General features: G+C 55.2%; 16 protein-coding genes. 8 read left to right on the forward strand and 8 right to left on the reverse strand.

Annotated features, from left to right (window positions below; all coding sequences use genetic code 11):
* Positions 1-103 precede the first annotated feature (103 nt).
* Positions 104-1,399 (reverse strand): hypothetical protein, encoded by a 1,296-nt coding sequence (locus tag KP814_RS17070; RefSeq protein ID WP_216737879.1) that lies wholly within the window; start codon positions 1,397-1,399, stop codon positions 104-106.
* A 184-nt stretch (positions 1,400-1,583) separates the two neighbouring features.
* Between KP814_RS17070 and KP814_RS17075 the strand changes: the two genes are divergently transcribed.
* On the forward strand, positions 1,584-2,321 hold the full coding sequence (locus KP814_RS17075; RefSeq protein ID WP_216737880.1) for a hypothetical protein: 738 nt from the start codon (positions 1,584-1,586) through the stop codon (positions 2,319-2,321).
* On the forward strand, positions 2,318-2,674 hold the full coding sequence (locus tag KP814_RS17080) for a response regulator (protein ID WP_216737881.1): 357 nt from the start codon (positions 2,318-2,320) through the stop codon (positions 2,672-2,674). Before KP814_RS17075 ends, KP814_RS17080 begins: the two co-directional genes overlap by 4 nt.
* A gap of 53 nt (positions 2,675-2,727) precedes the next feature.
* Here KP814_RS17080 and KP814_RS17085 read toward each other — a convergent pair whose 3' ends face one another.
* The 3 genes from KP814_RS17085 to KP814_RS17095 form a co-directional block, all read right to left on the reverse strand.
* Positions 2,728-3,117, reverse strand: a complete 390-nt coding sequence (locus KP814_RS17085; RefSeq protein ID WP_127973331.1) for a hypothetical protein — start codon at positions 3,115-3,117, stop codon at positions 2,728-2,730.
* A gap of 384 nt (positions 3,118-3,501) precedes the next feature.
* Entirely contained in the window at positions 3,502-3,720 is a 219-nt protein-coding gene (locus tag KP814_RS17090; RefSeq protein WP_216737882.1) for a hypothetical protein, read from the reverse strand.
* A gap of 75 nt (positions 3,721-3,795) precedes the next feature.
* Positions 3,796-5,112 (reverse strand): sigma-54-dependent Fis family transcriptional regulator, encoded by a 1,317-nt coding sequence (locus KP814_RS17095; RefSeq protein ID WP_253938447.1) that lies wholly within the window; start codon positions 5,110-5,112, stop codon positions 3,796-3,798.
* 187 nt (positions 5,113-5,299) lie between these two features.
* On the opposite strand from KP814_RS17095, the gene KP814_RS17100 reads away from it, so the two are divergent.
* From KP814_RS17100 to KP814_RS17125, 6 genes are read left to right on the forward strand one after another with little or no spacing between them, the layout of a single operon-like run.
* Positions 5,300-5,833 carry a hypothetical protein gene (locus KP814_RS17100; RefSeq protein ID WP_216737883.1) on the forward strand — a complete coding sequence of 178 codons (534 nt, stop codon included), beginning with the start codon at positions 5,300-5,302 and terminating at the stop codon, positions 5,831-5,833.
* Positions 5,826-6,023, forward strand: coding sequence for a cytochrome oxidase putative small subunit CydP (gene cydP / locus KP814_RS17105; RefSeq protein ID WP_127973335.1), 198 nt, complete (start codon positions 5,826-5,828; stop codon positions 6,021-6,023). Before KP814_RS17100 ends, cydP begins: the two co-directional genes overlap by 8 nt.
* Entirely contained in the window at positions 6,013-7,587 is a 1,575-nt protein-coding gene (locus KP814_RS17110; protein WP_216737884.1) for a cytochrome ubiquinol oxidase subunit I, read from the forward strand. Before cydP ends, KP814_RS17110 begins: the two co-directional genes overlap by 11 nt.
* Positions 7,588-7,614: 27 nt before the next feature.
* Entirely contained in the window at positions 7,615-8,754 is a 1,140-nt protein-coding gene (cydB, locus tag KP814_RS17115; RefSeq protein WP_216737885.1) for a cytochrome d ubiquinol oxidase subunit II, read from the forward strand.
* Between the two features lie 50 nt (positions 8,755-8,804).
* Positions 8,805-8,921: a cytochrome bd-I oxidase subunit CydX gene (gene cydX, locus KP814_RS17120; RefSeq protein WP_216737886.1), complete on the forward strand. Its 117-nt coding sequence runs from the start codon at positions 8,805-8,807 to the stop codon at positions 8,919-8,921.
* Positions 8,922-8,924: 3 nt separating this feature from the next.
* The gene (locus KP814_RS17125) at positions 8,925-9,221 is read left to right on the forward strand and encodes a cyd operon YbgE family protein (RefSeq protein WP_216737887.1); all 297 of its coding nucleotides are present in this window, start codon (positions 8,925-8,927) and stop codon (positions 9,219-9,221) included.
* 70 nt (positions 9,222-9,291) lie between these two features.
* Here the strand turns inward: KP814_RS17125 and KP814_RS17130 are convergent, their stop codons facing one another.
* From KP814_RS17130 to KP814_RS17145, 4 genes are all read right to left on the reverse strand, one after another.
* Entirely contained in the window at positions 9,292-9,831 is a 540-nt protein-coding gene (locus KP814_RS17130; RefSeq protein ID WP_216737888.1) for a suppressor of fused domain protein, read from the reverse strand.
* 236 nt (positions 9,832-10,067) lie between these two features.
* Positions 10,068-13,208, reverse strand: a complete 3,141-nt coding sequence (locus KP814_RS17135; protein WP_216737889.1) for a chitinase C-terminal domain-containing protein — start codon at positions 13,206-13,208, stop codon at positions 10,068-10,070.
* 29 nt (positions 13,209-13,237) lie between these two features.
* The gene (locus KP814_RS17140) at positions 13,238-14,719 is read right to left on the reverse strand and encodes a glycoside hydrolase family 19 protein (protein ID WP_216737890.1); all 1,482 of its coding nucleotides are present in this window, start codon (positions 14,717-14,719) and stop codon (positions 13,238-13,240) included.
* A gap of 417 nt (positions 14,720-15,136) precedes the next feature.
* Positions 15,137-17,107 (reverse strand): methyl-accepting chemotaxis protein, encoded by a 1,971-nt coding sequence (locus KP814_RS17145; protein ID WP_216737891.1) that lies wholly within the window; start codon positions 17,105-17,107, stop codon positions 15,137-15,139.
* Between the last annotated feature and the right edge of the window lie 75 nt (positions 17,108-17,182).

Raw genomic sequence — 17,182 nt, forward strand, 5'->3', positions numbered from 1 at the left:
GAGCCTGATACGCTTATGTATGGCGGTGTCTGAAAAACTTAAGTCAGGCGGCTTCCTGCCGCCAGTGTGAGTCCGTTCCGTTCTATTCTGCGCGAGAGAGCAATCAATAAGGCAACGCAATCACACTCAATTCAGTCAGGTTGCCGCCAACATAGGCGCGACGTTCGAGGTTCACGTTGTAAATCTCTTGCGCAAAGCCCGCGTCCAGCAATATCCACTGTTCTTTATCATCGTATGCGGGTCCAAAATACTCATTTAACTGTCCAGCGGTTACGCTATTTGCGTTCGCTATCTTCTTAGCGTTGGCCGTGGCGAGCTTCAACATATTCAAAAATTGGATAAAGGAAACTTCTCCCTGGAACCACTTTTGTCCCGACCAAACCTGCGACTGTGTCTCCGCAGCCCAGGAAGTCCATACCGGGAAGACATTACCCGCTCCATCCGTTGCATAAGTCGTCTGCCCTGGCGCGCCTAAATCGCCATATATGGCGGGAATATCCCCTTGAGCCTTATCGGAAAAGATTTGCGCATAGGTTTGCTTCGCGCTTTGGCCAGCTATCGCATTCATAAACAAAATTTGCATATGGCACTTTTTAAATTTTTCTCGGCTTTCCAGAATGCACCGCTTGTTCAGAAGAGTCACCACTGTCTGCTGCCGGATCTGTTGCGAGGAGGGGTCTTCCATAACGAACTTGGTCAAGTTTTGGTAGGTTCGAATTGCGACGCGGGTCAGATCGTTATCCTGCGAATTACCGCCAAATGGACGCGTCAACTTCGAGTCGGCCATATATGGTGTATTTCGAAAAGTGGCGAACGCTCCCTCAACGCCTGCATTCACGCCATTTCTATCTCCGGCGGAAGTATAAGGCTGAAAAAAGGCCAGCGAAGAATCTGTCGGCTTCGGCCCAGTGTGCGTATAAAGCCCAATTCCGCCTCCGGGTACGTTCTTTAAATGTGCATGCGTATACCCCTGCCATCCTTGCATCTTGCACTTAGCGTCGCTCATGGGGGACCACTGATGATCCCAGTCTATCAAGCCAAGCCCGGTATCCTCCTCTAAATTCGCCCAGAAAATATTGCTGGTCACAGCGCCTGATCTGACCGTTTTCGGGCACCCTGCAGCTGAATCTGGTGCGCCAAAAAAGCTGATATGAAACCCTTCTTGCTCTATATCTTCAGTGGGCTCCCAGCCCACTTTTCCAATCTGGTTCACTTCGCCCTTGTAACTGAAAATGTTGCGGAGCTTTTCTTCTGCGTTGGCCATAGGGGCCGCCAATGAATGAGCTAACACCGCACAGATTAAAACGAGTTTGGATTTAGAAGGCATCAGCATGCCTGATTTGAGCTTGGCATCCTGACTACCGAGATATTGGGACGCAATACACTTGTACATTTTCATAACTACCTTGTTGCCTGTTCAGGTTATTTAAGCCGCGGCATTATATGGAGAGTCTCAGACTAAAACAGGTTTCGTTGAGAGAAGTATGCGATGCTACAGGATTGTACGGTGCGTTGAAGTGGGCGTGATAGAAAACTATGACTACCCTGTTTCTTCATAGGCTCTGTTTTGAGGCGTAGTCAAAATGAAATCTTATCCCTTACTTCGTGCATTGGCTTTATTCGCACTCTCTATTTTGGCGTTAGCTCCGATCATTGCCCTGCTCTCCTACGCCTTTGTGGAGTTGGGCTTGCTTTCCTGCGCGATGGTTAGCGCGGTATTGAGCGCGCACTATTACTGCAAAGTCAGTGGAAAGCCTCTCGCCAAGGCGGAACTCGGCGCCTTCGCAGCACTTGGCGCTGGTTATTGCCTGTTATTAGAAGCCTGCGCTTATTTTATCTTTCAGGCGTCAGACCAAACATTGAACTCCGAACGGCTGATCGCCTACGGGCTAGTCGCCTATCTGATATATCTGGTCACTATTATTTTCTGCGCCCGCATATTCAAGCACCCAAATCAGCAGAACAGGCCGGCCAGCCTTCTTCCCCGCACTCTCATTGATCGCTGGATAGAGCGCCTCAGCAAGCCGCTCGATACACTGAGCAATGACGAACTCATACTGAAGATTGCAGGATCTCCATCGGGAAGGATAAAAGGTTTTATACTTGGCGCTGCGTTTATGTGGCTGCTGATCAATCTATTTTTCCCGGTAAGCAATCACGTCAGCGCCATCATCAGCATGCTTCTATTGAGCTTACTGGCGCTTCTGTTGATATCCGCGCTGAGCAAAAGAAACTTGTTATTGGAAGAAATGAGAAAGAGGCTGAATAGCGAGTCTGATAGCCCATCGTCCAAACCATCATCGACACAATACACGCCATGAAAACCCGCATACTTTATATCGAAAATCATCCCGTCTTCGCGGCCACGGCGCAGGATGTTTTTTTGTCGGATTGTGAGATTACCGTGAGGCCTGACAAGATATCCGCCATGACCGCGTTGGAGTCAAACAGCTTTGATTTAGCGTTGATTGATTTCGATCTGGATGACTGTAAAGGCGATGAAGTGACGCGGGAGATTCGTGTGCGCTTTCCCCAGTTAAAAATTATCGCGGTTTCATCTCATGCGCAGGGTAACGCAAAAATTCAGGAAGCAGGCGCTGCGGCTATTTGCGGGAAAATGGAGTTCAGTAAAATCAGAGAAACGATAGAGAGGGCTTTAGAACGCCCAATATGAGCGGCGAAGGGAAGCGCCACATTCAGTCGTGCTTCCCTTCGCCCTATTGCCCATCAGGCTCTGCGCTTAAGCAGACCGAAGGCGACAATCACCACCAGCAGCAGCGCGATGCCATAGTGATTCCACAGGTTGCGCTTGCGGTCGCTCAGGGAGTACTTGGCGGAAAACTCCGTCAGGTCAGACTCGTCGATATCCGCGACGGAGAACAAGTTCAGGTTCACCGCCATCATCTTGCAGTCCCACGTCCAGATATCCGCGCCGAACAGGCCGAAACGCTTACAGGCGTAACCTAGCGAGTAACCTTCTTCATATTGCGGAGCGCCTTCGATTTCAAAAATCTCGTCGCCCGTGTTGAAGAACATGGGGATGCCTTTTGCGTAGGAAAGAGATGGAGCCAGCATCAAGGTCGCCAGCATGACCAGAGTCAATTTCAACTTTTTCATTTTAATTTCTTTGTACGTTAGCCAATGTCGTAAGTATATTTTTTATGCAAGAAAAATGAGGGGTTACAAATATCCGTCTTGTCGGGTTACCTCCTTGTATTTTGGATGAAGAGTGACCGGCTTAGCGCCGGCGACGACGCTCGTAAAAGTTCGGCTTGAGCGTCTAGATATCAAAAAATGCAGCGAACGCGTGCATAACGTCCGAAAAATCCGGGGCATCTTAGCACAGGAGGATTAATTTCCCCTATAAACGACTGGAAAGTTTTTACGCAATTTAACGACGTGGTTTTTCGGCGGATTGAGAGGCGCCGCCTCTCATTACTGAACAGCTGAGAGCAGAACGGCAAGTAAGGAAAAAGAGGTAATCAATGGTTACGCAGATGTTTAATTACCGGTTAGCTTGATGTCGAAAACGCCATAACCAATCAGCGCCAGCCCCGAAAGCATAATAACGACGTCTCTTGCGCTATCTTTCCCACCGGCGACGAACTTATCGCCCATGATGCTCTTCACCGTAAACAGGTCGGACGCCCCCCACATGAAAAGGATTCCACCCAGAACAATCATGGAGAAAGCAAACAGTCTTCGAAGAATAACGCCCATTTTTATACTCCCTTTTTCATCGACGCACACAGGCCCTGATGTGTCGACAGGCTATCGGCGGGGCGTGGCCGGCCCCTATTTCAACGTCCTGATTTTCCGATATAACGTTCTTTCGCTAACGCCCAGCGCTTTGGCCAGGGACGCATTATCGCCCTGATGTCGCTCAAGCGCCTGTTGCAAGTAGCAAAGCTCAGCTTCTTCCAAGGTCAGAAGCTTCTCTTCCGCAGCCGCGATAAGCGGGCGGTTATCCGTCGTCGCCTCGTCATCAAGCTGCAGGTGAGAGGCTTCGATTTCCGCGCCGTCACAGAGCAGAATCGCCCTTTCAATCCGGTTGCGCAACTCCCGGATGTTACCGGGAAAGCATTGTCGTCGCAGCCAATGCTCCGCATTTTCTGCGAAGTTAAGAATACGTTGTTTGCTGAGACTGTCGAGAAGGTGTCGAGCCAGATGAAGCACATCGTCGCCGCGTTCGCGCAACGCCGGCAAGCGCACAGGAAAAGGACTGATGCGATAGTACAGATCCTGACGAAAACGCCCTTCCCGCACCAGTTCCTGTAACGGCTGATGCGTGGCGCAGACCAGGCGAAAGTCCGCTTGTTTCGGCGTCACCCCACCGACCGGCCGATAGGCGCCGGATTCCAGCAGACGCAGCAGCTTAACCTGCATACTCAGAGGAATATCGCCCACTTCATCCAGAAACAGCGTACCACCCGCTGCGGCTTCCACCAGTCCCATCTTGCGGTGCGTCGCGCCGGTGAAAGCGCCCTTCTCATGGCCGAACAACTCGCTTTCAAACAAACTGTCGGTCAATCCGGAGCACTCTACGGTGACGAAGGGTTTGCTTGCGCGAGGGCTGCGTTCATGCAGGTATTCCGCCGCCAGTTCCTTGCCGGTTCCCGACTCCCCCAACAGCAGCACGCTGATATCCGCAGGCGCAGCGCGACTGAGCAGCTCCAGCATATGCGTGTACGCGTTACTGAATCCAATCATGCGCCGTTCGCTGCGCTCCCTGCGGCCAGGATGCGCCGGCTGCATGATCTCGACATAGAAGCGAATTTCGCCTTCTTCATCGCGAATCGGACTGAGCTCCACATCCACATGCTCGCGCCCCTTCGGCGTGTTGTGAATATGCAGCATGCGCTGCCGTCGTCCGCTCTCCTGGCACTGACGCAAGGGGCAGGTCTCCCCCGCCTGATCGCAAGGCACGGAATAGCCATGGGACACTTCATAACAATGGCGATTGAGCAGCGCGCCGTCCTGTTGAAAGGTGCGGCGATAGGCGTCATTGGCGGCGCGGATACGGTATTCGCGATCCAGCAACACAGCGGGCGCAGGAATCGCTTCCAGCATAGAGCTGATAGCGGGGAGTGTGGGATAAGAGGACTCTGTCATAACAGACCGCCATTTATGTCATAACTCATGACAAATATGGCGCGACATCACCATAAAGTAAAGCGGCGCAGCCCCTGTTTTTGCTTCTATCTCCGCGGAATACAAGACATTCCCGCCTCTGGCCCGCCGCTTGCTCAATCCTCATCGCAGACCACAAAAACCTTTACCCCAAATTCGACGACTAACCATGGCCAGAGTGAAACAATGGATTTACGGCGACCGACTCAGCTACCTGCTGTTCGAGCCCATCTCACGGCGCAGCGCTCTGATCGACGCCCTTCCCGCGCTTTCGGACAGCTACCGGAGCTTTCTGACCAGCAAGGGGCTCAGTAATCAATATCTGCTGTATACCACCGCGGAAACATCGGATGTTTCTGATATTGCAGGACTACGCATTGCGCCGACGTCAGGGGAGCGATTACCCCAGAGTCTGCCTTTGGGGGAAACCATTTTATGGACCTTGCCTGACGCAGCCGGTGAGTATTGCGGATTTCGTTGTGAGGGATTCGCCTTCACCGGCCAGTGGTTTTCTCCTGGCGCCCTGCATTACTTAACAACAGTAAAGGAACCTTCTCCTGCGTTGTTGCAGTCCCTGCTGGAACTGGCGGACGACACCATAGTCTACCCCGGTCGCATCGTCGGCGGACAACGCATCACCAGCCTCGGTCAGGAGAAGGCGATTGCGGCGCGGGAGACGTCAGGGAGATCCCGCAATGCCTGAGCGCAAGTCCATCTTTTCCATTCCTCTGGTGCGCGAGCTCAGTCTGTTTCTGCTGCTCAAACTGATTCTGATTTTCGCCATCAAGGCGGCCTACTTCTCTGATCCTGTGGATTTATCCCATCCAGAGGAAAGCATTTCCAAGCAGTTCGGCGTTATTCCTACTCAATCGGAGGATCACTATGATCAGTGAAAACGTGGTGGACCTGTCGCGGCTCCAGTTCGCGATCACCGCCTTCTACCATTTTCTGTTCGTGCCTTTAACCCTAGGACTGGCGTTTCTTCTCGCCATCATGGAGTCGGCTTATGTGATGACCGGCAAGCAGGTCTATCAGGACATGGTCAAGTTCTGGGGCAAACTGTTCGGCATCAACTTCGCGCTCGGCGTCACCACCGGTCTTACGATGGAGTTTCAGTTCGGCGCCAACTGGGCCTATTACTCTCATTATGTCGGCGATATCTTTGGCGCGCCGCTGGCCATTGAGGGGCTGATGGCGTTCTTCCTGGAGTCCACTTTCATCGGCCTGTTCTTCTTCGGTTGGGACCGCCTCAGCAAGGTCCAGCATCTGGCGGTCACCTGGCTGGTGGCGATTGGCTCCAACCTGTCCGCACTGTGGATTCTCATCGCCAATGGCTGGATGCAGAATCCGGTCGGCGCCGAATTCAATTATCAAACCATGCGCATGGAAATGGTCAGTTTCAGCGAACTGATTTTCAACCCGGTGGCGCAGGTGAAATTCGTTCACACCGTCTCCGCCGGTTATGTCACTGGAGCCATGTTCGTGCTGGGGATTTCTTCCTACTATCTGTTGAAAAAGCGCGACCTTCCCTTCGCACGGCGCTCCTTCGCCATCGCCGCCAGTTTTGGCTTCGCGTCCATACTCTCCGTCATCGTGCTTGGCGACGAGTCAGGCTACGAGTTGGGCGATGTGCAACGCACCAAGCTTGCGGCCATTGAAGCGGAATGGGAAACGGTGGAACCGCCGGCGGCTTTTACGCTTTTCGGCATTCCCGACAGCGAAAACATGAAAACGGATTACGCGCTCAAAGTACCCGGCGCCCTGGGCCTGATCGCGACCCGCTCCATTGACGAAGAAGTCACTGGCATCAAAGATCTGATCGTAGAGCATGAAGAGCGCATTCGCCGCGGTATGCAGGCCTATGCGCTGCTGCAGAAACTCAAAGGCGGCGACCAGTCTGCGCAAACGCTGTCAACCTTCGACGCCCTGAAAAAAGACCTTGGCTACGGGCTGCTGCTAAAGAAATACACGGACAATGTGGTGGATGCGAGCGAAGCGCAGATCAAGCAGGCGGCGCACGGCACCATTCCCTCCGTGGGTCCCATGTTCTGGACATTCCGCATCATGGTCGGCCTGGGGTTCGCCATGCTGATTCTGATCGGACTGGCGTTCTATCACAGCTCCCGCCATAGCGTGGAGCGTCAGCGCTGGCTGCTGAAGGCGCTGCTGTTCGCCATTCCCCTGCCCTGGATCTCTTCTGAGATGGGCTGGTTCGTCGCCGAGTTCGGGCGTCAGCCCTGGTCCATCGGTGAGGTGCTGCCGACCTACTTATCCGCCTCCACGCGTACAGCAGCGGATTTGTACATGAGTCTGGCCGGTTTCATCGGGTTCTACACCCTGTTGCTGGTGGCGGAAATGTACCTGATGTTTCGCTATGCGCGCCTGGGTCCCTCCAGTCTGCACACCGGGCGTTACGACCTCGAACAATCGGCCGCCTCCGCAGCCGCCAACGCCTAAGCCCTTACGGATATCAGGAGTCAAAGTATGTTTGATTATGAAACGCTGAAAATGATCTGGTGGGTGCTGGTCGGCGTGTTGCTGATTGGCTTCGCAGTCACCGATGGCTTTGATATGGGCGTGGGCGCGCTGTTACGCATCATCGGCAAAAACGACAACGAGCGGCGGGTGCTGCTGAATACCGTCGGCCCGCACTGGGATGGCAACCAAGTCTGGTTCATCACCGCCGGCGGCGCTATTTTCGCGGCCTGGCCGGTAGTTTACGCGGTCGCCTTTTCCGGTCTGTACTGGGCGTTGCTGCTGGTGTTGTTCGCCATGTTCTTCCGCCCGGTGGGCTTCGAGTACCGCTCCAAGATGGAAGATCCGCGCTGGCGCAACGCCTGGGACTGGGGACTGACCGCCGGCGGCGCCGTGCCTGCGCTGGTGTTCGGCGTCGCCTTTGGCAACCTGTTTCTGGGCACGCCATTCAAACTGGACGAGTTGATGCGCTCCGAATACACCGGCTCGTTCTGGGCGTTGCTGAATCCGTTCGCGCTTCTGTGCGGGGTCGTCAGTCTGAGTATGCTGGCCATGCACGGCGCCGCGTATCTGCAAATGCGCACTGACGGGGAGTTGCGTCAACGCGCCAGCGGTTACACGCGCCTGCTGGCTATCGTGGTGGCGGCTTGCTTCACTCTGGCGGGAATCTGGTTGTACTTCGGCATTGAAGGTTATGTCATCACCGCCAGCGCTGATGTCGGCGCCGCCATGACGCCTCTGCAGAAATCCGTCGAACTGAAAGAGGGCGCCTGGCTGGCCAATTACGGCAAATATCCAATCACACTGACCGCGCCGATTCTGGCATACGCAGGCTTGCTTCTGACGCTGATTATGACCGCCGCCCAGCGCAGCGGACTGGCTTTTGTGGGCAGTTCCCTGGCGCTGACCGGCATTATCTGCACCGCCGGCTTCAGTCTGTTTCCCTTTGTGATGCCCTCCAACCTGATGCCGGGACACAGCCTCACGCTGTGGGACGTCACATCCAGTGAGAAAACCCTGAACATCATGTTCTGGGTGGCGATGATTTTCGTGCCGATTGTGCTGTCCTACACCCTCTGGGGCTACTACAAAATGTGGGGACGACTGACCACGGATTTTATCGAGAGCAACAAACACGGCGTTTATTGAACCCGCAATGGCGAATTGAAACAGCTTTTACGATTAGAGGAGAACCGGATATGTGGTATTTCACCTGGATTCTGGGCGTACTATTAGCGTGTTCATTCGGGCTGATCAACGCCCTGTGGTTGGAAGTCACCGAGAACTTAGACCGCGAACCCGACATCAAGGATTAACCCATGAGCCATCCCGGCGACTACATGGCTTACGGGCCGCTTTACGCCGGCTGGGCGCGGGGCCTGTCATTGCTGAGCGCCCTGGCGCTGGCCGCCATGGCGTTCGCCGCGCCGCAGCTCATCGCCGCCAGCTCCGCGGAACTCAAACACGGCCTGCTGACGCTCTGCCTGTGGGGCGTCAGCGCCGGCTTCGTCCACGGCGTCGGCTACGTACCGCGCCTGACGATCTGGCGCTGGACGCTAGGCCCCTACGTAGGCTGGCCAGTGATGGCGTTATGCGTGTACTTGTGGGTGATGTGAGCGTTTGGAAGCTCTTGAGAGATAGAAGCAGAAAAAGCCTGCGCAGGTGCGCTTTCCTCATGCGGTGGACTTACAGAAAAGCGTCGCCCCTTGCGGAGTCCCAATAGGCAACTTCGGACGCCTCAAACTTTCCCCACAAGGACCTTTCTCCATGGGCTTTTTTGTATTCCAACTCGTTATCAAATAAAGGCGTCAGCTGAATAAATCGCACCCGCTTGGGAAGCCCCTCTTGTATCGGCGGAATAATATCGTCGCCATTTGAGAACATAAATGTCTTCGCCGTGGTTCCCTTCCACAAACAATAGGTCAGAGTCGTCGTATCGCCGCTGTTTGGAATGTGCTTGGCGCCATTGCCATGCAGAGCAGTTTCCGCCAACGCTTCAGCGATACTATCCACCTCAGGAGTCAGCCCGATGAAAAACTCACAGCTTTCATTCTGCGCGCCCAATACATTGCTTGCGCCTAGCGTCGCATAGATCGTAACGCCTTCATTCGTCTGTGATTCATCCCACTTCAACACAAAAATTTCTATTCCCTCGGGCGTCACATATTTCGCCTTCCTTGCTGGCGCCCCAAACCTGAAGTAATAGTAATCGGCAACCGTAGCCATATTTCATCCGCCAATTAAAAGATTCATTCACCTTCACCCGAACTCCTGCTGATTCGCGCACAAATAAAGTATCGGTCTTGTGGAAATCGGCGAGGTACGAAGGCGCTCCACTCTACCACGAATGCCAGCATTTTCACCGTCAGCTACTTTAGAGCAACAGTAAAAAGCCCGCACAAGGCGAGCTATTCAGTTCTGAGTCCGCCCCCGGTTAAAGGGGCGGACTGGGTGGATTTAGTTTAGAAGCGGCACACCAGGGTCCAGCTGCCGTCGCTGCCTGGGGTGGATTGGGTCCACCAGCCTGCGCGGTAGACGACCTTGTTGTGTGACATCAGGTCGCCTGTGCCCGCGTGGTTGGGATTGCCCTGCCAGTCGCTCTGGGTCCAGTTGGGATAGACGTTCACTTTGCTGGGATCGACGTTGGCGTCGGCGCAGGAGCCGCCGTCGTTACCGCCATCATCGCCGCCGTCGTCTCCGCCATCGCCATTATCGCCGCCGTCCAAAGAGCCTGCGGGCAGTTCCGGATGCTCTTGTTTCAGGGCGAAGGTGGCGCCGCCGATTTTCACTCTCCAGCTGGAAGGCGTCGACATCGGCAGATGGTAGTTGAGCGTGATGTCCATGCTCTCACCGTCCGCCAGGGCCTGATAGTTTTTCAGGGTGAACGCCACCTTGTGGTGATCGTTCTCCAGGCCGCCGATGTTGTTGCCTGAGCTGTTAGCGCCGCTGGCGATAACTTTCAGGCCTACGCCGCTCTGATCGCTGATGGTGTCGGGAATCGCCGTGGGCACATTGAACTCAAAGGTGGCTCCACCTGGGATGGTCTGCCCTGAGTTGTTGGTGATCTTCAGTTTGGGATTGATCGGATAGTTCTGATCGCCCAATTTGAAGCCGCTGATGCTGTACTTGATGTCCAGACTGGTCGCCGGCACATCGGAGCCGACCTGATCACCGTATGGCGTTGCGTTTTTGAACGCGTCATAGAACTGCGTAGTCAGGGTGTCGCCCATGAAATACTCGCCCTTGTCCGCATTCCAGTCGTAGTCGCCGGCCAGCTCCCAGAACATGACGCCGCCAATGCCGTTATCCGCGACATACTTGGCTTTTACGCCAATGGACTCTTCATCTTCGATGGACAGGAACACGCGTTTTTCCGCATTCCACAACCAGGGCGCCACCGCAGTCGAGTCATAGTGGCGACTGTAGGAGCCGGTCAGCACATCGGTAGGATCGTTGGCCGGATCAAGACCGTAGTCCGCGATGTAGCTACCCGCTACGCCTTCCGCCAGGTTCTTGGCGTGCCACAACGGGTTGGAGCCGGCGCCCATCTCATTGCCCTGTTTATCCAGGTCATGCCAGATGTTGTCGATGCCGACGGCGCCGTTGCCGCAGTCATTCTTATCGCCGGAACCGGTGCCGGGAGGACAGTTGTTCTGATCCGGCGCGGAAGCCGTGCCCCACAGACCGTTGTCGCCGCCGTTCACGCCCTGCCAGCCGCGGGTGTAATAAGGCACGCCGATATTGATGCGGCCCGCCTGCATGGTTCCACGGAAATACTTGTAGGCCCAGTCGGTATTCAGATAACCAATGCGCTGGTACTGAGAGGTGTTGTAGTAGTTCCAGGCTTTCAACTCCACGTCTTCGCCGGTGTCATACAAGGCCGCGTTGGGACCAACGAACTGGTTCCAGGCGCCGTGCAAGTCGTAAGACATGATGTTGACGTAGTCCAGATACGGCGTGATCTGCATCACTTCCATGCCCCGCAGCAGATAGCCTGAAGATGGCGAAGCGATGGTCAGCATGTAGTGCTTGCCGTCTTCCGCCGACGCGGCGTCCAGCTTCTCACGCAGGGTTTTCATCAATTCCACGTAAGAGGCCATCAAACCGGCGCGACGGGCGTTGGCGATGGAGAAATCATCCGGGTTGCCGGCGTCATTCATGCTGGTGGGATATTCGTAGTCGATATCCACCCCGTCAAAGCCATAAGAACGCAGGAACGCCACCACCGAATCGGCGAAGGTGTTGATGCCCTGCTGGTTAATGCTGTTATCCGCGTTGGTGGTCATGGTGTAGAAGCCGCCGCTGTCAACGCGCTTGCCGTCATCGTCGAAATAGCCGCCGGTTTCCGCCCAACCGCCAACGGAGATCAGGGTCTTCACGTTGGGATACTGCTTCTTGAACTTGTTCAGCAGGTTGAAATGGCCCTTATAGGAATAGCTTGGGTCCATTTCCGCGCCTTCCACGCCATCCCAAGTGAGACCGGTGGCGGCGTTTTCCGGATTATTCACATTGCCCACGGAGATCTTGTTGTTTCCATCCACATGAGCGAACGCGTAGTTAATATGGGTCAGCTTCTCCCAGGGAATATCGCTGGCCAGATAGGACGGCGCGCCATTCTTGCCGGTGCGCCAGGACGTGAAGTAACCGATGATGCGACGGGGATGATCCGCGCCCATTTTTTCGCGGCCGTTTTCATCGTAGATGCTGCAGTAGGGCACATCGACGCCAGGAGTCTGATAGAGACCTTCCGGACGACAGTCTTCGCCGCCAGGATCGGTTCCGCCATTCACTTTGATGGCGACCGCTGGAGCCATGCCGCTCAGACCTTTATCGTCAATCGCCTTGGCGGCGATGCGATGACCGCCGGCCTTGGCTTTCCAGTCCAATTCATAGGGCGCAGCGTCGTCCTCGCCGATCAGGGCGTTGTCCACATAGAACTCCACCTTGCTGACGGAGCCGTCGGCATCCGCGGCGTCAACGCTGATATTGACGTTGTCGTCCACATTGAATTCTTCGCCCGCTTTGGGAGACGTCACGCTGGCCGTAGGGGCCTGATTATCCGGTGGCGTATCGTCATCGGAAACTTTAATGCTGGCCTTGACGGACGTGGCGTCCGCATCGTCGTCATCCACTGCGGTAGCGCTGACAGTGTGGTCGCCCAGCTCCGCCTTCCACTCTACGGAATAAGGCGCGCTGTCGTCTTCGCCGACCACTTTGTCATCCACCATAAAGGTTACTTTGGCGATAGAACCGTCCTCATCGGACGCGTCAGCGGATAGCACGACATTGTCGCCGACGGCGTATTCAGAGCCGGATTTAGGCGCAGTCAACGTCACGCTGGGCGGTTTGTTATCGACAGGGCCGCCGTCGTCGCATTGCCCCAGGGGCTTCCATTCCTGCCAGTCGCCGGAATGAGTTTCAGGATCAGCGCCCTGCGACCAATAGGCCGCCTCATAGGCGCTGTTTTTGTGCTTCACTTTCGCGCCGCCGGTGTATACGGCGCCGCTGTCCCAGTCGGAAAGTCCCGCGCAATCATAGGCGAACGCCGATTGGCTGAGGGCTCCCGCAGCAATCAAGGTGGCGGTCAGCAATTTCATTTTCATAATTTATAGTCCTTTTGCGGTCGCGGGCTTCATTGTCCCGCTGTTTGTTGTTTTTCATCAGTCACGACGGTGACGTTGAAAAAGTTCTCCACGCAGCTGCGATAGTCGCCTTGCGCCAGCGCGAAGTAGGGGGTCTGATAGCCGACCAGCTTGCAGGCGAAAGATTTGCCTTCGGGCATGTCCGGGTAGTAACCCCAATCCTGATCCCAGTACACCTGCAATGCGCCGGAGCCTTGGGTGTCGAAGCTTTTCTGATCCTTGCATCCCAACTCTTCGTTGGCGCCAATGGCGACGTTGAGCGCCTGAGCGTGGTTGCGGTAATAGTCGATGCGATTGACTGACTGTGGCTTCTCATAACCGTGTCCGCATTCGATGCCGCCATTGATGATATTGGTGGTGGCGCCGAAACCGGGTTTGATGCCCAGTTGCGCATCGTGAGCGTTAGGCGTCCAGGTTCCATCCACCACGTGCAACATGCTGGGTTTCGGAGACGCCGGATACACGAAGAAAAACACGGCGGAAGCCAGGTTCAGCCAGGTGTCGGCGACTTTTTCAGGATCGTTCAACAACACCCTCACATCGCCGTACATGGCCTGGGAAAAGGGACCGTAGTTGTAGTTGTAACTGAGCTGTTTGGCGCCGCGGCCGAAATATTTCAGATAGTCGCCGCTGGCGTCCTTCCCGCAAGGCCAGGTTTTGCCCTGCCAGGTGTCCGGACTGCATTCCGCGTTGTAGCCGCATCCTGAGTTATTCGCGTCGCACCCGGCTTCTCTGACGAACACCAGACCCTGACGCCACTGGGGAATGGAAGAGTTGCCATCATGGCCGCCAGTTTCCTGAGTGAAGTGAGCGAACATGGTCGCCAGGGATTTACGGCAGATGGCGTCGCTGTCGCGGCCGTCATCATAGGTGGAGCAGAATCCTTTGAACTTGCCGACGGCTCTCAGAAAGCGGGTGTAGGTGTAGGACTCATGACGCTGCGGGAAGGTCTGTTCGAACTGAGCGGAAGACATGATGTTCTCCACCCGTTTGACGTTCGCCGGGTTAGACGCGGCGCCGGGAGCGATGGCTTCGACTTGAGCGTTATCCAGGGTTTTGACGGAGTCTTTGACTTTGTTGAAGAGAGGCGTATCAGTGAGGCTGGCTTCCGCTGCGTCCAGCGCAGAGGCTTTCATGCTGTAGCCGCCGCCCGGTAGAGGTTGCGGCAGATCACTGGCGCTATCGTCGCCATCTCCCGGATTATCGCCGCCATCGCCGGGGCTGTCGCCACCGCTGCAGGAGGCGTCGCAAGGTCCTACTTGCTTCCAGGGGCCCCACTCTCCCGAGGCGGTGGGATCATCTCCCTGCGTCCAGTAGCGGGCCTGAAAAATCGTATTGGCGGTGTGCGCTTGATCGCCGCCCTGATAAACGGAGTTGCTTTTCCACTCCGGCACAGCAGCCATGACCACTGCGCTGGATAGACAGAAAACAGAGGCTAATATCCCCATTCCGAATCTAAATTGAGTACGCATAGTTATTTCCTTGAGGCAAAACGTCCCGGCGTTTACGGGACTCCTTATTGGATTTTTGTAATAAGCGGCCCAGGCCGGTTTACTGGGCTGCGCCTTGCACGCCTCGTTAGGGCTATATTGGACCGCCTATACCGTACCACTTATATCAATGGACCTACCTACCACATGAGATTACTTATTATTGGTATCTCAATGGTATATATTAGTACACGAATTGGTATCATCCAGAAAGGTATTTTTTCTATGCAATTTGGCGGATGAAGTGAGTGGCCGCCAAGGCCGAAAGGCAATACGCAACAGTTTGTTTTATTTGATTTTAACTTAGGACAGGCGTTATTTATTTGAGGCGGACAAGCAGGAAAAACAAAGCGACAGGCATAAGAGGCAGGGCCTCTTATGCTTTTTTATTCTGAGTAATTACACCTGAAATGCGGTGGAAAGGGTTTTGAGTTCGTCCGCCAGGCGACTTTGCTCGCCGGCGGCGGCGGAGATTTGGTCCCCGGCTTCCTCAGCAACCTGAGATTTTTCTCCAATTGACTGCATCTTGGAGGCGATATCGCCGCTGGCCTGCGCCTGCTGTTCCACCGCCGCCGCAATCTGCAACGCGCGCTGATTGATGTCGTGGATCGCCGCCAGCACGTCGTTCAGCACCTGACGCACCTCGCCCGCACTCACCACGCTCTTGTTGACGGAATCCTTGCTCGCCTCCACTTTCAACACCGCCCGGCCGCTTTCGTCCTGGAAAGCGCGGATCATATCTTCAATTTCTGTGGTTGAACTCTGAGTGCGTTGCGCCAACGAACGCACTTCATCCGCCACCACGGCGAACCCACGTCCTTGTTCACCCGCGCGAGCCGCCTCAATGGCGGCGTTGAGCGCCAACAGGTTGGTTTGTTCCGCGATGCTTTTGATGACGTCCACCACCTGGAAAATACGCTCGCTGCTATCACGCAGACTGCGAATAGAAGTCGAGGCTTCGCCGACCTGCGCCGCGACGGTATCAATAGTCGCCGCCGCATCCGAGATCAGCTCATTGGCTTTGTTCACCAGCGAATCTGCGGAACCGGCGGCGCTGGAGGCGCTGGACGTGTTCTCCGCAACCTCTTTGATGGAAGCGCTCATTTCCTCGATGGCGGAGGCGACCATGAGCGTATCCTGCTTCTGCGTACCCAGGCTGTCCGCGGTCGTCGCCACCGTCACGGCGCTTTCTTCCGCCACGGACGCCAATTGCCCGCTGCAGGCGGAAATCCGATGCACCGCGTCGCGGAAATTATCCAGCATATCGTTCAGCAGGCTTGCGATTTCCCCCAGCTCATCTCCCGCCAGGACTTTCGCCCGGCTGCGCAGGTCTTTACGAATAGATACGGCGCGCATGGTCTCCATCAGGCTGCTCACCTGCTTGTGCACGCCATGGGTCAGAAATGTCGCCATACCCCCGACGATGACCAGAGAAATCAGAGTCAGCGCGCAATGCCACCATAGCAAACTCAGATCATCGCTCTTAACCTGCTCAGCTAGCGCCAACACATCACTCGTCAATTTATCTTCGATGTTTTTCAGCAGGTTAATGCGTCCAGTTGACTGCTTGAACCAATCCGCCGCATCCTGCTGCAACTCGCCGCTCAAGGCGAAGCTGCGGTATTTTTCCACCTTTTCCACCGCATCGCCCTGCAAGGTGCGCTTGCGATATTCAACCTGCTCAGGCTGGGCGAACTGGTCGAAGGTATCCAGGTAAACATTCTGTTCGCTGACCAACCGGATAAATTTTTCATAATTTCCGGGCGCAAACTTCCCGGCGGCGAAAGTATTGCTGAGCACTGCCCGCTCGATTCCCGCCCGTTCCTTGCCCTGCAGAAAGTTGTAATAAGCCATCAGCGCCGAGCTGATCTGAGGGGTCACCGCGTCATCGGCGACGGTCGCTGCGGAGGAAAGCAGCAGTGCGTTAAGCTTGGTGTAATAGCCGATGGCTTCGGCGGCGGGAATATTCAGGCTGTCGACCCGTTGTCGGATCTGCGGCATTTGCGCTATCAGGTCATCGACGGTTTTCATCAGCTCCAGCAGTTGTGGTCGGACGATCATATCGCGGTGTTTGCTCAGAAAGGCGGATAGTTCAGAGCGTCGTTGATCAGTCAGGGTGCGCTGTTCTTTGAGGGTCTCGCCGAAGGCCTTGCCTCCCGATCCCAGATACCCTGCGCTGGCGCCGCGTTCTTTTTGCAGTTCATGGGTCAGATAACTGCTTTTCCCCGCCAGCGCCACCATGTAGGTGAGGTCATCCGCTTGTTGGTACTCGCGCAGAGACTCGGAAATAATCACATAAGCCAGTATCAAGAGACAGGCGGCGGCAGGCGCCACCAGTAAAACAAGCTTCTGAAAGAAATTGAGCTTCATAAGCCACTCCGTCTGCTGGGGGGATATCCATCAAGAGCAATAGTCTGACGCGCGGACGCTTAAAACATCCGCAAC

This window comes from Hahella sp. HN01, from assembly GCF_018986435.1.
In the GTDB taxonomy this organism is placed as follows: Bacteria; Pseudomonadota; Gammaproteobacteria; order Pseudomonadales; family Oleiphilaceae; genus Hahella.

What these genes read in the sequence shown, in the direction of transcription:
- KP814_RS17090 (WP_216737882.1), bottom strand. Translation starts at nt 3,720, where the DNA reads ATGGGCGTTATTCTTCGAAGACTGTTTGCTTTCTCCATGATTGTTCTG.
- KP814_RS17070 (WP_216737879.1), bottom strand. Translation starts at nt 1,399, where the DNA reads ATGAAAATGTACAAGTGTATTGCGTCCCAATATCTCGGTAGTCAGGAT.
- KP814_RS17145 (WP_216737891.1), bottom strand. Translation starts at nt 17,107, where the DNA reads ATGAAGCTCAATTTCTTTCAGAAGCTTGTTTTACTGGTGGCGCCTGCC.
- KP814_RS17135 (WP_216737889.1), bottom strand. Translation starts at nt 13,208, where the DNA reads ATGAAAATGAAATTGCTGACCGCCACCTTGATTGCTGCGGGAGCCCTC.
- KP814_RS17100 (WP_216737883.1), top strand. Translation starts at nt 5,300, where the DNA reads ATGGCCAGAGTGAAACAATGGATTTACGGCGACCGACTCAGCTACCTG.
- KP814_RS17140 (WP_216737890.1), bottom strand. Translation starts at nt 14,719, where the DNA reads ATGCGTACTCAATTTAGATTCGGAATGGGGATATTAGCCTCTGTTTTC.
- KP814_RS17110 (WP_216737884.1), top strand. Translation starts at nt 6,013, where the DNA reads ATGATCAGTGAAAACGTGGTGGACCTGTCGCGGCTCCAGTTCGCGATC.
- KP814_RS17075 (WP_216737880.1), top strand. Translation starts at nt 1,584, where the DNA reads ATGAAATCTTATCCCTTACTTCGTGCATTGGCTTTATTCGCACTCTCT.
- KP814_RS17085 (WP_127973331.1), bottom strand. Translation starts at nt 3,117, where the DNA reads ATGAAAAAGTTGAAATTGACTCTGGTCATGCTGGCGACCTTGATGCTG.
- KP814_RS17095 (WP_253938447.1), bottom strand. Translation starts at nt 5,112, where the DNA reads ATGACAGAGTCCTCTTATCCCACACTCCCCGCTATCAGCTCTATGCTG.
- cydX (WP_216737886.1), top strand. Translation starts at nt 8,805, where the DNA reads ATGTGGTATTTCACCTGGATTCTGGGCGTACTATTAGCGTGTTCATTC.
- cydP (WP_127973335.1), top strand. Translation starts at nt 5,826, where the DNA reads ATGCCTGAGCGCAAGTCCATCTTTTCCATTCCTCTGGTGCGCGAGCTC.
- KP814_RS17080 (WP_216737881.1), top strand. Translation starts at nt 2,318, where the DNA reads ATGAAAACCCGCATACTTTATATCGAAAATCATCCCGTCTTCGCGGCC.
- KP814_RS17125 (WP_216737887.1), top strand. Translation starts at nt 8,925, where the DNA reads ATGAGCCATCCCGGCGACTACATGGCTTACGGGCCGCTTTACGCCGGC.
- cydB (WP_216737885.1), top strand. Translation starts at nt 7,615, where the DNA reads ATGTTTGATTATGAAACGCTGAAAATGATCTGGTGGGTGCTGGTCGGC.
- KP814_RS17130 (WP_216737888.1), bottom strand. Translation starts at nt 9,831, where the DNA reads ATGGCTACGGTTGCCGATTACTATTACTTCAGGTTTGGGGCGCCAGCA.